Here is a 15,000-nt window from a genome sequence, read left to right as displayed (position 1 = left end):
CGGAGAAATTCCAATCGAACCTGGAGATAGCTGGTTCTCTCCGAAATAGCTTTAGGGCTAGCCTCAAGATGAGAGTATTGGAGGTAGAGCACTGATTGGACTAGGGGCCCCCAACGGGTTACCGAATTCAGTCAAACTCCGAATGCCAAATACTTATTCTTGGGAGTCAGACTGCGAGTGATAAGATCCGTAGTCGAAAGGGAAACAGCCCAGACCACCAGCTAAGGTCCCAAAGTATACGTTAAGTGGAAAAGGATGTGGAGTTGCTTAGACAACCAGGATGTTGGCTCAGAAGCAGCCACCATTTAAAGAGTGCGTAATAGCTCACTGGTCGAGTGACTCCGCGCCGAAAATGTACCGGGGCTAAACGTATCACCGAAGCTGTGGATTGACACCATTAGGTGTCGATGGTAGGAGAGCGTTCTAAGGGCGTTGAAGTCAGACCGGAAGGACTGGTGGAGCGCTTAGAAGTGAGAATGCCGGTATGAGTAGCGAAAGAAGGGTGAGAATCCCTTCCACCGAATGCCTAAGGTTTCCTGAGGAAGGCTCGTCCGCTCAGGGTTAGTCGGGACCTAAGCCGAGGCCGAAAGGCGTAGGCGATGGACAACAGGTTGATATTCCTGTACCACCTATACATCGTTTGAACGATGGGGGGACGCAGAAGGATAGGGTAAGCGCGCTGTTGGATATGCGCGTCCAAGCAGTTAGGCCGGAAACGAGGCAAATCCCGTTTCCATTAAGGCGGAGCTGTGATGGCGAGGGAAATATAGTACCGAAGTTCCTGATTCCACGCTGCCAAGAAAAGCCTCTAGTGAGATGTAAGGTGCCCGTACCGCAAACCGACACAGGTAGGCGAGGAGAGAATCCTAAGGTGTGCGAGAGAACTCTCGTTAAGGAACTCGGCAAAATGACCCCGTAACTTCGGGAGAAGGGGTGCTTTTTAGGGTGAATAGCCCGGAAAAGCCGCAGTGAATAGGCCCAGGCGACTGTTTAGCAAAAACACAGGTCTCTGCGAAGCCGCAAGGCGAAGTATAGGGGCTGACACCTGCCCGGTGCTGGAAGGTTAAGGGGAGAGGTTAGCGCAAGCGAAGCTTTGAACCGAAGCCCCAGTAAACGGCGGCCGTAACTATAACGGTCCTAAGGTAGCGAAATTCCTTGTCGGGTAAGTTCCGACCCGCACGAAAGGTGTAACGATCTGGGCACTGTCTCAACGAGAGACTCGGTGAAATTATAGTACCTGTGAAGATGCAGGTTACCCGCGACAGGACGGAAAGACCCCGTGGAGCTTTACTGCAGCCTGATATTGAATTTTGGTACAGCTTGTACAGGATAGGTAGGAGCCTGAGAAGCCGGAGCGCTAGCTTCGGTGGAGGCGTTGGTGGGATACTACCCTGGCTGTATTGAAATTCTAACCCGCGCCCCTTATCGGGGTGGGAGACAGTGTCAGGTGGGCAGTTTGACTGGGGCGGTCGCCTCCTAAAGAGTAACGGAGGCGCCCAAAGGTTCCCTCAGAATGGTTGGAAATCATTCGTAGAGTGTAAAGGCACAAGGGAGCTTGACTGCGAGACCTACAAGTCGAGCAGGGACGAAAGTCGGGCTTAGTGATCCGGTGGTTCCGCATGGAAGGGCCATCGCTCAACGGATAAAAGCTACCCCGGGGATAACAGGCTTATCTCCCCCAAGAGTCCACATCGACGGGGAGGTTTGGCACCTCGATGTCGGCTCATCGCATCCTGGGGCTGTAGTCGGTCCCAAGGGTTGGGCTGTTCGCCCATTAAAGCGGTACGCGAGCTGGGTTCAGAACGTCGTGAGACAGTTCGGTCCCTATCCGTCGCGGGCGCAGGAAATTTGAGAGGAGCTGTCCTTAGTACGAGAGGACCGGGATGGACGCACCGCTGGTGTACCAGTTGTCTTGCCAAAGGCATAGCTGGGTAGCTACGTGCGGACGGGATAAGTGCTGAAAGCATCTAAGCATGAAGCCCCCCTCAAGATGAGATTTCCCATGGCGCAAGCTAGTAAGATCCCTGAAAGATGATCAGGTTGATAGGTCAGAGGTGGAAGCGTGGCGACATGTGGAGCTGACTGATACTAATAGATCGAGGACTTAACCAACGCTTTTTAAAAAATGAAATACCTTCTTATTATCTAGTTTTGAAGGAACAACGTTCCTTTATTGTTTGGTGGCGATAGCGAAGAGGTCACACCCGTTCCCATTCCGAACACGGCAGTTAAGCTCTTCAGCGCCGATGGTAGTTGGGGGTTTCCCCCTGTGAGAGTAGGACGCCGCCAAGCCATTTCTAAGATCAGCCATTTTGGCTGGTCTTTTTTCGTCGTTTTGGGATAGATCATTTCAACATTGATAGTTAAAAGGATGAAAAGTTTAACCTTTCTGTCTTAATCCATTCAAATATTAAGAATGGCACCTTAGCTTGGCTTATTTTAAGGAATTGCACAATGCAAGGGTAATCATCATTAGGCATAGTTTTCATCAGCTCTGCCCACCATTCTGTTTCATAACGGGCTATTATACTAAGGTTATAAGAAATCAAATAATGTATTAAAAGTTCAGGTAATGAAAAAGCCGACGAATCTTTATTGAGTGATAGCATGAACTCTCCTTCTGCCAAATTATAGCGTATTGGAGAGGTAGCATTATAAATAGGAACGTTATCTGTTATTAAATGCAGTGTCCCAGGAGATTCTGAAATACTGTAAACTTGGTTCGTTTTGGATTTTAAAAATTCTTCCAATCGATTGCTGGACATTTGATAGCTATCCAATACGGATGAAGGTAATTGAAAGCCGTTTGAAGAGGGTAACAGGGCGACGAAATTTTTCTTGGAAATAGACCATGTAAAGTTTTGCATATCTGGGATTTCCTTCAATAACGTACCCATGGAAAATTTTTCGCCCTCCAGATGCTTGATATGGAATAACTTCTCGGCAATGCAGGTGAAAAGTCCATTCTTTTGCGTTTTCACTTCGTCCTTTATAAATTCGTATTGTTGTTTTTTCCTTTTTCTCGTAGTTACCCCATGGGCAAGTAACGAAGTTGATTCGGGATAGTTGGGATCAATCGTGAGCAGACAGGCCTTCAACAATTGGGCGAATCCATAAAATGTTAGGATTGGTTGTATGGAAAGTGGAGCGATCGCAGCCTGATTATAATAAGTTTTAGCATGTTCAAGATGGTATATAAATGGATAACAATTTTCGTAACTTTTTATTTCCGCTTCTGCAATTTTTTCATGCGTGTAACATTTTTGTAAAAAAAGTTGTGAGGCAGATGCGGAAAAAAAAGGTGTATATTTATCGAAATTATCATTGTTTTCAGGCATTGCAGCCTCTCCTCCGAATTAATAGAATAATCAAACATTTATTTCTCTTCTTGACAGTAGTATGTCCTATTGATAACCTACAAATAATATTTTTAAGCAGGAGGGGAAAATAATGTGGGAAAATAAATTTGCAAAAGAAGGTTTAACCTTTGATGATGTCCTATTAATTCCAGCGAAATCAGAGGTTTTGCCGAAAGATGTTAACCTTCAAGTCAGCTTATCTGAAAATTTAAAGCTCAACCTTCCTATCATCAGCGCAGGAATGGATACCGTGACAGAAGCTGAAATGGCAATTGCCATGGCTCGTCAAGGTGGATTAGGTATCATTCATAAAAATATGTCTATTGAAGCACAAGCTGAACTGGTGGATAAAGTAAAACGTTCAGAAAGCGGTGTTATTACCGATCCGTTTTTCTTAACGCCAGATCATCAAGTATTTGATGCAGAGCATTTAATGGGCAAATATCGCATTTCGGGTGTGCCTGTAGTCAACAATATAGAGGATCAAAAACTTGTGGGTATCATTACAAACCGTGATTTGCGATTTATTTCCGATTTTTCCTTGAAGATTTCCAGTGTCATGACTGTTGAGAATCTAGTTACAGCGCCAGTGGGAACTAACTTGGAACAAGCAGAAAAGATTCTTCAAAAATACAAAATTGAAAAGCTTCCCCTTGTAGACGATAATGGTGTTCTTAAAGGACTCATTACGATCAAGGATATTGAAAAAGTCATTGAGTTCCCGAACTCGGCGAAAGATAAGCAAGGAAGATTACTTGCAGGTGCTGCTGTCGGTGTGACAAAAGATACAATGAAACGTGTAGAAATGCTTGTTAAGTCTCAAGTCGATGCAATTGTACTTGATACTGCTCACGGTCATTCAGAAGGCGTCCTTGAAATGGTGAAGGAAATCCGCAAGGCATATCCTGAATTGACGATTATTGCTGGTAATGTGGCAACAGCTGAAGGAACGAAAGCATTGATTGAAGCGGGAGCTGATGTAGTGAAAGTGGGAATCGGACCAGGATCGATCTGTACGACAAGGGTTGTAGCTGGTGTAGGTGTTCCCCAAATCACGGCAGTCTTCGATTGTGCGACAGAAGCAAGAAAATATGGTAAAACGATTATCGCTGATGGCGGAATCAAATACTCTGGTGACATCGTTAAAGCCCTCGCTGCAGGCGGACATGCAGTAATGCTAGGCAGTATGCTTGCGGGTGTAACTGAAAGCCCAGGTGAAACGGAAATTTTCCAAGGTCGCCGTTTTAAAGTTTATCGGGGTATGGGTTCTGTTGCTGCAATGGAAAAGGGATCTAAGGATCGTTACTTCCAAGAAGATAACAAGAAATTCGTACCGGAAGGCATCGAAGGGCGCCTTCCATACAAAGGACCTCTTTCAGATACCATTTTCCAACTGATTGGCGGCATTCGTTCAGGTATGGGATATTGCGGTACAGCCACATTGGAAGAGTTAAGAGAAAACTCTCAATTTGTCAAAATGACTGGTGCCGGATTAAGGGAGAGCCACCCTCATGATGTCCAAATTACTAAAGAAGCACCTAACTACTCAATGTAATGAATTTAACATATAATCGTCATTAAAATTTATTGTTAAAATAGACAGAGTCTACGATTACTCTGTCTATTTTTTTTATTTTTTCTGTGATAAACTAGACAAGGTGTCAAGGGAATTACATAAAGTTTCTTCTTTGTTATAGAGATTAGCTTAAAAGTTGGAGGTATTGGAAATTGAAAAAAATCAGCAAGATGACCCTCATTTTCACTTTTGTTTTTGTTCTTGTTATGTCGCAATTTGCCTATCAACCGGGGGAAGCTGTTGCTGAATCTGATAATTTAGATTTAAAAGCAGAAGCAGCCATCATCATTGATGGCGAAACAGGACAAATCGTTTATGAAAAAAATGCCGATAAAGTATTAGGGATTGCATCCATGTCAAAAATGATGACTGAGTACATCATAATGGAGTCAATTGAAAATGGGAAAATCAGTTGGGATCAAAAAGTTAAAATAAATAAATACGTACATGATCTTTCAAAAGCACCGAATTTGTCGAATGTTGGGTTAACAGAAGGTGAAGATTATACAGTTAAGGAACTATATCAAGCTATGGCCGTCTATTCTGGAAATGCGGCAACAGTTGCTTTAGCACAGTTGGTTTCCGGAAGTGAAAAGAATTTCGTTAAATTAATGAACGAAAAAGCAAAACAATTAGGCTTGAAAAACCATAAATTCGTTAATGCCAGCGGTTTGAATAACACCGATCTATTAGGGCAGTATCCTGCCGGTAAAGAAGATGAAGAAAATATCATGACAGCAAAAGATACTGCTCTTCTTGCTTATCGTCTAATAAACGATTATCCGGAAGTGTTAAAAATCGCAAGTATTTCTAAATTGAAGTTCCGTGATGGAAAAGAATATCCTAACTTCAACTGGATGTTGCCTGGTCTGATATTTGAATATAAAGGCGTAGATGGACTGAAAACTGGATCTACCGACTTTGCCGGTTATGGTCATACAGGGACGGTTATCCAGAATGGTCAGCGCTATATTACAGTGGTTATGAAGTCCACTAATAAAAATGAACGTTTTGCAGATAGCACTAAGCTGATGGACTATGCTTATGCAACCTTTAAAAAAGAAAAAATCCTTCCAGCCAATTACCAGGTGAAAGGGAAAGAAACTCTTTCGGTAGTAAAAGGTAAGGAAAAAAACGTTAAGATTCAATCTGAAAAAGCGATCGAGCTGCTTGTTGAAAATGGCGAGAAAGATAACTATAAAACAGACTTAGTGATCGATAAAAACAAATTGAATGATGATGGTAAGTTGTCTGCACCAATCAAAAAAGGTGAAAAGCTTGGTTACATCACAGTCACTCCTAAAAACGGCGAAGATTACGGGTACATTAACGGTGATCCAGTGAAGGTTAACGTCGTAGCTGCTGAATCTGTTGAAAAGGCAAACTGGTTCGTGTTATCAATGCGAGCGGTTGGCGGATTCTTTGGTGATGTATGGAGCAGTGTAGCTTCTACTGTTAAAGGCTGGTTTTAAGTTTCGTGTATAAAACGGTTGCGTAATGTACAAAATTATAGTACATTATGGAAAACAATCTGATATATAAGAAAGCAATGACAGGATATAGTAACAAGTATTTCTTTCTATAGAGAGCCGATGGCTGGTGAAAATCGGTGTGAGAGTTTTGTGAATCCCTCCTGGAGCAGAGTATGGAAAGCCTTTTGGGTCAGTAAATGCTTTCGGTTAAAAGCCGTTATCGTGATAAGTGGTAGGCATTTTTCATATGCCTTCAACTAGGGTGGCAACGCGGGTTAACTCTCGTCCCTTCTTCAGGGGACGGGAGTTTTTTGCGTTCTTTGATAGATCATCAAAATATTAAGGAGGAACTGAGTATGTTGGATTTGAAATATGTAAGAAATAATTTTGAAGAAGTGAAACGTGTACTGCAATTTAGAGGTGAAGATTTAACCGATTTAGGTAAATTTGAGGAATTGGATGTAAAGCGTCGGGCTTTGATTGCTGATACGGAAAAATTGAAAAGCAAAAGAAATGAAGTTTCAAATCAAGTGGCCATATTGAAACGGGAGAAAAAAGATGCTGATCAGTTGATTGCTGAAATGCGTGAAGTTGGCGATCGAATCAAAGGATTCGATGATGAGCTTCGTGAAGTGGAAGCCCAGTTAGGAACATTACTTCTTTCCATTCCTAATATTCCGCATGAAAGTGTGCCAGTGGGTGAAACGGAAGACGATAATGTTGAAATCCGTAAATGGGGAGAATTGCCGGAATTCAAGTTTGAACCGAAACCACACTGGGATGTTGCTGGAGATCTAGGTATCCTGGATTTTGAACGGGCAGCAAAAGTGACCGGAAGCCGATTTGTATTTTATAGGGGTCTTGGTGCTCGATTAGAGCGTGCTTTAATTAGCTTTATGTTAGACCTTCATGTTGAAGATCATGGATATGAAGAAATGCTGCCTCCATATATGGTGAACCGTGCAAGTATGACTGGCACAGGTCAATTGCCAAAATTCGAGGAAGATGCCTTCCGTATTGAAAGTGAAGATTACTTCTTGATTCCTACAGCTGAAGTCCCGGTGACAAATTTCCATCGTGATGAAATCATGAGCATGGACGATCTGCCAATAAGCTATGCGGCATACAGTGCTTCATTCCGTTCAGAGGCAGGATCTGCTGGTCGTGATACCCGCGGCTTAATTCGTCAGCACCAGTTCAATAAAGTTGAGTTAGTGAAGTTCGTGAAGCCGGAAGATTCTTATGCGGAATTAGAAAATCTTACAGGTCATGCCGAAAAGGTCCTTCAATTGCTAGGTCTTCCATATCGAGTACTAAGCATGTGTACGGGAGATCTTGGTTTCACTGCTGCTAAAAAGTATGATATCGAGGTTTGGATCCCGAGTTATGGAACTTATCGCGAAATTTCTTCTTGCAGTAATTTTGAAGCATTCCAGGCTAGACGTGCCAATATCCGCTTCCGACGTGATGCAAAAGGTAAGCCGGAACATGTCCATACTCTAAATGGATCAGGTTTGGCAATCGGCCGCACAGTCGCCGCGCTTTTGGAAAATTATCAGCAGGAAGATGGCAGTGTCATCATTCCTGAAGTTTTACGTCCATATATGCGCGGTGCGGAAGTCATTAAACCGTAAGTTAAAAGGAATCAGCTTCTGAATATAAGAGGCTGATTCTCCTTTTTAGCTAAGTTTGAAAATTATTTTAAAAAAACTTTGTAGACTGCTTGACTTTAATTTTAAATCAATGTATTATAATAAATGTTGATACGGAGGTATACCCAAGTTCGGCTGAAGGGATCGGTCTTGAAAACCGACAGGGGAGTCAAATCCCGCGGGGGTTCGAATCCCTCTACCTCCTCCATAACTTATTAATAACCACAGCGCATAAATTGGATATCGATGAATTCCGTTACAGAAATGTAACGGAATTTTTGTTTTCTAATATATTAAAAAACCACCGGATAATCGGTGGTTTTTCTGTTTTACATATTTCGTAACAATTTGGTTTGCTCCATATATTCGGCAATCCGTTTTATAAGAGGTTCGATACTTGCTTCATCCTGCATAAGGTCATATTCGTTTATATTTAATCGAAGGACAGGACAGGCGTTAAATTGATCGATCCATTCTTCGTAACGGCCATGCATCTCCTGCCAATATTCAATTGGGGTATGCTGTTCCATTGGACGGCCACGCTCTTGGATCCGGTCGAGGATATCGTCCAGTGAACCTTCGAGATAGATAAGTAAATCAGGGTGCGGGAAGTATGGCGTCATAACCATCGCGTTGAAAAGGCTTGTGTATGTTTCGTAGTCGACATCGTTCATCGTACCTTTTTCATAATGCATTTTTGCAAATATTCCAGTGTCTTCATAAATGGAACGGTCTTGGATAAAACCGCCGCCATATTCAAAGATTTTTTTTTGCTCTTTAAAACGTTCAGCGAGGAAATAGATTTGCAGGTGGAAACTCCAACGATTAAAATCATCGTAAAACTTATCCAGGTAGGGGTTCGTATCAACCTTTTCAAAGGATGTCCTAAATTGAAGGGCATCGGCTAATGCATTGGTCATGGTCGATTTTCCTACTCCAACCGTCCCTGCTATCGTAATGACGGCGTTGTTTGGAATATTATATTTCTTTCGTAAGTTCATTTGACTTTACTCCTTTTTGCAGGGCATTCTCTATTTGGTTGATTATCGTTTTCAAATCATCCTTGTTGCCTACGAAATCCAGTTCATCTCCGTTGAATGTAAGAACAGGTATGTCAGGGTGCCGTATCTCGAACGTTTCCATGAATGTTCGATAATCCGCGGATAACTGCTCTAAATAAACGGAGGATATATTTTTTTCGAATTCACGGCCTCTTTTATCGATTCGGGAGAGAAGGGTATCTAGACTTGCGTTTAAATAAATGACCATATTAGGTTTGGGCATATCCCGTGTTAAAATATTGAATATTTCAAGGTATTTATTGTACTGTTCATTTTTTAAAGTTCGTTCAGCAAATATCAAGTTCTTGAATATATGGTAATCAGCGACCACGGCTTGGTCATTGGTAAGATAATTCTTTTCGATATCTTCCAATTGTTTATAACGGTTACATAGAAAAAACATTTCTGTTTGAAAGCTCCACTCATCAATATCGTTGTAGAATTTCCCGAGAAATGGATTTTCATCAACGATTTCCTTCAATAATGAAATTTGAAAATGATCTGCGATAACTTTTGCAAGTGATGTTTTTCCCACGCCAATTGGACCTTCGACAGTGATAAATGGGGTGGATTTCATCCAATCTGTCCTCCTTCATGAGGTATCAAACTAAAATTCCCAGTTTATTAGGTATTTCAGCCAAGAGATATTGTAACACAGACTTGGGTCTTAAGTGATATTTTTGTCAGCTTGCTAATGAAGGAGAATGAAAGATTGTTTAACGAGGAGATATGATAGGTTAGTGCCTGGTTCGTCTGTTAAATTTCCCCATATTTTATGGATGCCTTGAGAACATGTTTCATCATCTTTAATGCATAATGATTATCTTCCTTTGAGGCTGAAGCGATGCAATCCTTGGGTATCCATAATTGATATTCACGCATATAGGCATCATTGGCCGTGAATAGCACACAGATGTTACCAGCTATGCCGGTAATGATCAGGGTATCCACCTTTAATCGTTTGAGTAATGTGTTGAGGGCTGTCCCGTAAAATGCAGAATGCTTCGGCTTGATGAGAAAGAACTCGTCTTGCTGAGGTTTTATCCGTTCTATTAAAGAGGCATTTCGATTATTTTTACATGTATCAATAATTTTATCGAAGTCAGCCTGCCATAACTCGTAATGATCATTGATATATATGATTGGGAATCCTTTTTCTTTCATTTGCTTTTTTAATTTCAATATCGGATCGACGATATCCTTCGTATGTTCAAGGAGCATATTCCCGTATTTGAAATCAAAATCGTTGATCATATCAATGATAAGCAAGGCGAAAGTAGGCGATTCTGGTCGATTCATGGTATATGCTCCTTTAATGTGAGAATTTACTTGCGGCACATATGCAGATTGCGTTACTATTCATTAGAATAAGTAGTATGACCTTTATTTTGTCTTATATTTGTCTGTTTACTCCTACTTAATATGAGGGGGTTTTTTTATGAAGGATGATTTTTATTACATGAATTTAGCCTTAAAGGAAGCAGAAAAGGCACAGATGTTGAATGAGGTGCCGATTGGCGCTTTAATCGTAATAGATGATCAAGTTATTTCGACGGGGCATAACCTGAGGGAAACGGAACAGAATGCGACGGCACATGCGGAGCTACTTGCGATCAATGAGGCTTGCAATGCACTTGGCAGTTGGCGTCTTGAGGATGCGACGTTATATGTAACGTTGGAACCCTGTCCCATGTGTGCCGGTGCCATTTTGCAATCGAGGATAAGACGGGTTGTTTTTGGAGCGCACGATCCAAAGGCTGGCTGTGCAGGGACATTCATGGATTTACTTCGAGATGAACGCTTTAACCATCAATGTGAAGTAACTAGCGGTGTATTAGGCGAAGAGTGTGGTTGGATACTGACTTCTTTTTTTAAAGAGCTTAGGAATAGAAAGAAAACTTTGAAAAGAGAGCAGGCACTAAAGAGAGTCGAAGAAAATAAATAGGTGAAAAATGATCATTGAACATGCGGCCTTGCTTCTTTTGAAAAAAATGGAATCATACTGTTCCGTTAACAACACTTGCGTTTTTTTTGTTACCTTAGTATAATGAATTATGCGTCGTAATGACGCTGCGAAATTGGTATTACATTTGCCGTGCTAGACGGGGAGGTAGCGGTGCCCTGTACTCGCAATCCGCTCTAGCGAGGTTGAATCCCTTCTCGAGGTTAGCATTCTGTAGGGCCTGCCTTAAGTAAGTGGTGTTGACGCCCGGGTCCTGCGCAATGGGACTCCATGAACCATGTCAGGTCCGGAAGGAAGCAGCATTAAGTGGAAGTTCTCATGTGCCGCAGGGTTGCCTGGGCCGAGCTAACTGCTTAAGTAACGCTTATGGTTGCTAATCGACAGAAGGTGCACGGCAGTTATTTTACATAAACAAAAAACTCATTCGTTTCGGGTGGGTTTTTTTTTATGCCAAGAAGGTAAACTGATTGGCGTTTTGAAAAAAATCAGGCAATCATGAAATTTCTTTTTAGACTTTGAAATTAAGGAAATCAGTAATGTATAATAAACAAGATGGAGAAAAAAAGGAGGGATTTCCGTGGGGTATCAAGCATTATACCGGGTATGGCGGCCACAACAATTCATTGATGTAGTGGGGCAGGAACATGTAACGAAAACGTTGCAGAATGCCTTGGTCGGGCAAAAGGTTTCGCATGCCTATTTATTTTCCGGTCCACGTGGGACAGGGAAAACAAGTGCTGCCAAAATTCTTGCAAAAGCAGTGAATTGTGAGCATGCCCCGACAAGTGAGCCCTGTAACGAATGTGCTACCTGCCGCGGAATCACTGATGGCTCCATATCAGATGTTATAGAAATTGATGCAGCATCCAATAATGGTGTCGAGGAAATCCGTGACATTCGTGATAAGGTCAAATATGCACCGAACGCGGTTACATATAAAGTTTATATCATTGACGAGGTACATATGCTTTCACAAGGGGCTTTCAATGCGCTTTTAAAGACATTGGAAGAACCCCCGAAGCACGTAATTTTCATATTGGCGACGACTGAACCTCATAAGATTCCACTAACTATCATCTCCCGTTGCCAAAGGTTTGATTTTAAAAGGATTCAGCCTCAAGATATAGTTGGCAGGATGTCACAGATCATCGCAGAGACAGGTGTTTCATGTGATGAACAAGCCCTGCATATCATTGCAAGGGCAGCTGAAGGCGGGATGCGAGATGCCCTAAGCCTTCTTGATCAAGCGATTTCCTTCAGTGAAGATACGGTTTCTATGGAAGATGCATTGACTGTCACCGGCTCAGTTTCGCAGGCATTTTTAAGCCGATTGGCAAAAGCTATTTATGATAAAGAAGTAGCGGTGGCACTTGAAGTCCTTGAAGAGTTGCTAGCTATGGGAAAAGACCCGGCTAGGTTCATAGAAGACATGATTTATTATTTCCGTGACATGCTTTTGTTTCAAACGGCACCGGCACTGGCAGAATCCTTCGAGCGTGTATTGATAGATCCCCAATTTAAAGAATTGGCAGAAGTAATTTCATCTGAATCGATTTACTCCATTATTGAAAGCTTCAATCAAACACAGCAGGATATGAAATGGACAAATCATCCAAGGATTTTCCTTGAAGTGGCACTTGTGAAGTTATGTAATGAGCAGAGGCCCAATCAAGTGGATAATGGGCAGCTTCAACAGCTGCAGCAGAAAATAGAGGATTTAGAGAAGAAATTACTGGAAATGCAGAAAAATGGCGTTCCAGCAGCCATGACAGAAAAACCTGCAGAGCAGGCAAAGGCACAAAGGTCCATTAAAAAGGCGTATAAAGCTCCTGCAGGAAAGATCAATCAAGTTTTGAAACAAGCTACTAAGCCAGGTCTTAATGCTGTGAAAAGTAAGTGGGGGGAAGTCCTTGAACAGTTAGGTCAGCAAAACCAAAAGTCATTGGCAGCTTTATTAACGGAGGCAGAACCTGTTGCTGCGTCAACTGAAGCTTTTGTGGTAAAATTCAAATATGATATTCATTGTCAAATGGCAATGGAAAATATCCGTTTCGTGGAAGTGATTGCCTCGATCATGCAGCAATTGACCGGACACAGAATGGAAATCGCTGGTGTTCCGGAGAGCCAGTGGCAAAGGTTGCGGGAGGATTTCATCTCAACACAGCAGTTCGACGGTCCAGAAGAAACGGAATCAAAAGAAGAAGACCCCTTTATAGCAGAGGCTAGAAAATTAGTCGGCGATGATTTACTTGAAATTAAAGAATAATTGGAGGTAAGGAAAATGGGTATGCGCGGCGGTAATATGCAAAACATGATGAAACAAATGCAAAAGATGCAAAAGAAGATGGCAGAGGCACAAGAAGAATTAGGTGAAAAAAAGATTGAAGGCACAGCTGGCGGTGGAATGGTAACGGTTATCGTGACAGGCCATAAGGAAATAGTTGATGTAATCATCAAACCGGAAGTTGTCGATCCGGATGATATAGATATGCTTCAGGATTTAGTCCTGGCTGCAACTAACGATGCTTTGAAAAAGGCGGAAGAACTGACAAACCAAACGATGGGACAATTCACTAAGGGAATGAACCTTCCGGGTATGTTTTAAGCAAGTTCAAAAGAAACTTCCTTTCAGGAGGTTTCTTTTGAAATTTTTAGGAGGAATTCGATGCATTATCCAGAACCAATTTCCAAGCTCATTGACAGTTTTATGAAATTGCCGGGGATTGGGCCTAAAACTGCTGCTCGATTAGCCTTTCATGTACTAAGCATGAAGGAAGATACTGTTTTGGATTTTGCAAAAGCACTTGTGAATGCCAAACGGAATCTAATGTATTGTTCAGTCTGTGGTCATATTACAGATCAAGATCCCTGTTATATATGTGAAGATCAAAAGAGGGACAGAAGTTTGATTTGTGTGGTTCAGGACCCAAAAGATGTAATAGCCATGGAAAAGATGAGAGAGTTCAGTGGTTTATACCATGTACTGCACGGCAGTATTTCCCCGATGGACGGAATCGGTCCGGAAGATATAAATATTCCTGATTTATTAAAGCGCCTGCAAGATGAAACTGTGTTGGAGGTCATTTTGGCTACTAATCCTAACATTGAAGGTGAAGCGACAGCCATGTATATTTCGCGGTTGCTCAGACCGTCAGGGATTAAAGTGACCCGAATTGCCCACGGACTTCCAGTTGGCGGAGATTTGGAGTATGCGGATGAAGTAACGCTATCAAAAGCAATAGAAGGAAGAAGAGAAATATAAGATAGCTGGGAGGACTTCACTTGTTCTTTCGTAAAAAAAAGAAACTTCGAAATGAATTCAATGATTCATTAATCGAGGAGCTTGAACATTTGAAATGGAATTGGCATAATCAAAAATCATTACTTGAAAAAAGCGTTGATCCATCTGAGGAAGTAATCGCCCAAGCAAGACTGGCGGAAGTGAAATATTTCTACTTATTCAGGGAAGTTAAAAGAAGGAACGTCCGCTTAAAAAGATGATAAGGAGATGGCTGTGAAGGATTGCATTTTCCTCATAGCCATTTTTTTGTTTCAGTTCTTAATCCGTAGATCCGTTCATATAAGTGTAGTACAAGCTTGCGGGGAGGAATGAGTTTGGAACCAGTTGTCTTTGTTGCTGTAGTTGGTGGCCTGATTTTAATGCTTCTCATTATCGGGGCGCCTTTAAGACCCGTCCGGTTTATAGGGCAGGGGATTATAAAAATCATCATCGGTGCAGCCTTTTTGTTCTTTCTGAATACACTTGGGAATCAAGCGGGCATCCATGTACCCATCAACCCTGTTACCTCGGCAGTCGCCGGCCTGCTTGGAATACCAGGAGTAGCAGCTTTGGCGGCCATTGGTTATTGGATCATTTAAAGGCTATATGCGTCGATGTCACTTTAATGAAAACCTCA

At 42.1% G+C, this 15,000-nt stretch carries 13 protein-coding genes, 1 tRNA gene, 2 rRNA genes, 1 other RNA gene and 1 other annotated feature (1 of these 18 running past the window's edge); of the genes, 13 read left to right on the top strand and 4 right to left on the bottom strand.

Annotated elements, in window-relative coordinates:
* Positions 1–2,112, top strand: a 23S ribosomal RNA gene (locus QUF94_RS00410) (it extends 821 nt beyond the left edge of the window).
* A 64-nt stretch (positions 2,113–2,176) separates the two neighbouring features.
* Positions 2,177–2,292, top strand: a 5S ribosomal RNA gene (rrf, locus tag QUF94_RS00405).
* Positions 2,293–2,363: 71 nt separating this feature from the next.
* Here the strand turns inward: rrf and QUF94_RS00400 are convergent.
* On the bottom strand, positions 2,364–3,338 hold the full coding sequence (locus QUF94_RS00400; RefSeq protein WP_289314123.1) for a YaaC family protein: 975 nt from the start codon (positions 3,336–3,338) through the stop codon (positions 2,364–2,366).
* Positions 3,339–3,450: 112 nt separating this feature from the next.
* Between QUF94_RS00400 and guaB the strand changes: the two genes are divergently transcribed.
* From guaB to QUF94_RS00380, 4 genes are all read left to right on the top strand, one after another.
* On the top strand, positions 3,451–4,914 hold the full coding sequence (guaB, locus tag QUF94_RS00395) for an IMP dehydrogenase (RefSeq protein WP_289314122.1): 1,464 nt from the start codon (positions 3,451–3,453) through the stop codon (positions 4,912–4,914).
* A gap of 173 nt (positions 4,915–5,087) precedes the next feature.
* The gene (locus QUF94_RS00390; RefSeq protein WP_289314121.1) at positions 5,088–6,407 is read left to right on the top strand and encodes a D-alanyl-D-alanine carboxypeptidase family protein; all 1,320 of its coding nucleotides are present in this window, start codon (positions 5,088–5,090) and stop codon (positions 6,405–6,407) included.
* Positions 6,408–6,475: 68 nt separating this feature from the next.
* Positions 6,476–6,700 (top strand) — a binding site (T-box leader).
* 63 nt (positions 6,701–6,763) lie between these two features.
* Positions 6,764–8,041: a serine--tRNA ligase gene (gene serS, locus QUF94_RS00385; protein WP_289314120.1), complete on the top strand. Its 1,278-nt coding sequence runs from the start codon at positions 6,764–6,766 to the stop codon at positions 8,039–8,041.
* A gap of 133 nt (positions 8,042–8,174) precedes the next feature.
* Positions 8,175–8,267 (top strand) — tRNA-Ser (locus QUF94_RS00380).
* A gap of 121 nt (positions 8,268–8,388) precedes the next feature.
* Here the strand turns inward: QUF94_RS00380 and QUF94_RS00375 are convergent.
* The 3 genes from QUF94_RS00375 to QUF94_RS00365 all read right to left on the bottom strand — a co-directional run bounded on the left by QUF94_RS00375 (position 8,389) and on the right by QUF94_RS00365 (position 10,419).
* Positions 8,389–9,060 carry a deoxynucleoside kinase gene (locus tag QUF94_RS00375; protein WP_289314119.1) on the bottom strand — a complete coding sequence of 224 codons (672 nt, stop codon included), beginning with the start codon at positions 9,058–9,060 and terminating at the stop codon, positions 8,389–8,391.
* The gene (locus QUF94_RS00370) at positions 9,038–9,697 is read right to left on the bottom strand and encodes a deoxynucleoside kinase (RefSeq protein WP_289314118.1); all 660 of its coding nucleotides are present in this window, start codon (positions 9,695–9,697) and stop codon (positions 9,038–9,040) included. The genes QUF94_RS00375 and QUF94_RS00370 overlap by 23 nt, the downstream gene beginning before the upstream one ends.
* Positions 9,698–9,876: 179 nt before the next feature.
* A complete protein-coding gene (locus QUF94_RS00365) occupies positions 9,877–10,419 on the bottom strand; it encodes a cysteine hydrolase family protein (RefSeq protein ID WP_289314117.1) in 543 nt (180 codons plus the stop codon).
* A gap of 139 nt (positions 10,420–10,558) precedes the next feature.
* On the opposite strand from QUF94_RS00365, the gene tadA reads away from it, so the two are divergent.
* The 7 genes from tadA (at position 10,559) to QUF94_RS00330 (ending at position 14,962) form a co-directional block, all read left to right on the top strand.
* Positions 10,559–11,065, top strand: coding sequence for a tRNA adenosine(34) deaminase TadA (gene tadA / locus QUF94_RS00360; RefSeq protein WP_289314116.1), 507 nt, complete (start codon positions 10,559–10,561; stop codon positions 11,063–11,065).
* A gap of 148 nt (positions 11,066–11,213) precedes the next feature.
* An RNA gene (ffs, locus tag QUF94_RS00355) (signal recognition particle sRNA large type) lies at positions 11,214–11,478 on the top strand.
* 182 nt (positions 11,479–11,660) lie between these two features.
* Positions 11,661–13,349, top strand: coding sequence for a DNA polymerase III subunit gamma/tau (dnaX, locus tag QUF94_RS00350; protein WP_289314115.1), 1,689 nt, complete (start codon positions 11,661–11,663; stop codon positions 13,347–13,349).
* A 21-nt stretch (positions 13,350–13,370) separates the two neighbouring features.
* Entirely contained in the window at positions 13,371–13,688 is a 318-nt protein-coding gene (locus QUF94_RS00345; protein ID WP_053348895.1) for a YbaB/EbfC family nucleoid-associated protein, read from the top strand.
* Positions 13,689–13,748: 60 nt separating this feature from the next.
* A complete protein-coding gene (gene recR, locus QUF94_RS00340) occupies positions 13,749–14,345 on the top strand; it encodes a recombination mediator RecR (protein WP_289314114.1) in 597 nt (198 codons plus the stop codon).
* A 20-nt stretch (positions 14,346–14,365) separates the two neighbouring features.
* Entirely contained in the window at positions 14,366–14,584 is a 219-nt protein-coding gene (locus QUF94_RS00335; RefSeq protein WP_260288908.1) for a YaaL family protein, read from the top strand.
* Between the two features lie 108 nt (positions 14,585–14,692).
* Entirely contained in the window at positions 14,693–14,962 is a 270-nt protein-coding gene (locus QUF94_RS00330) for a pro-sigmaK processing inhibitor BofA family protein (protein WP_375090815.1), read from the top strand.
* Positions 14,963–15,000: the final 38 nt, after the last annotated feature.

It is taken from the genome of Peribacillus sp. NJ4 (assembly GCF_030348345.1).
Classification (GTDB): Bacteria; Bacillota; Bacilli; order Bacillales; family DSM-1321; genus Peribacillus.
The sequence above is the reverse complement of the archived record's forward strand: the minus strand, read 5'-3'. Positions and strand labels throughout refer to the sequence as shown.

Coding starts and splice junctions, on each gene's coding strand:
- QUF94_RS00400 (WP_289314123.1), bottom strand. CDS start 3,338: ATGCCTGAAAACAATGATAATTTCGATAAATATACACCTTTTTTTTCC.
- guaB (WP_289314122.1), top strand. CDS start 3,451: ATGTGGGAAAATAAATTTGCAAAAGAAGGTTTAACCTTTGATGATGTC.
- serS (WP_289314120.1), top strand. CDS start 6,764: ATGTTGGATTTGAAATATGTAAGAAATAATTTTGAAGAAGTGAAACGT.
- QUF94_RS00375 (WP_289314119.1), bottom strand. CDS start 9,060: ATGAACTTACGAAAGAAATATAATATTCCAAACAACGCCGTCATTACG.
- QUF94_RS00370 (WP_289314118.1), bottom strand. CDS start 9,697: ATGAAATCCACCCCATTTATCACTGTCGAAGGTCCAATTGGCGTGGGA.
- QUF94_RS00365 (WP_289314117.1), bottom strand. CDS start 10,419: ATGAATCGACCAGAATCGCCTACTTTCGCCTTGCTTATCATTGATATG.
- tadA (WP_289314116.1), top strand. CDS start 10,559: ATGAAGGATGATTTTTATTACATGAATTTAGCCTTAAAGGAAGCAGAA.
- QUF94_RS00345 (WP_053348895.1), top strand. CDS start 13,371: ATGCGCGGCGGTAATATGCAAAACATGATGAAACAAATGCAAAAGATG.
- recR (WP_289314114.1), top strand. CDS start 13,749: ATGCATTATCCAGAACCAATTTCCAAGCTCATTGACAGTTTTATGAAA.
- QUF94_RS00330 (WP_375090815.1), top strand. CDS start 14,693: ATGAGTTTGGAACCAGTTGTCTTTGTTGCTGTAGTTGGTGGCCTGATT.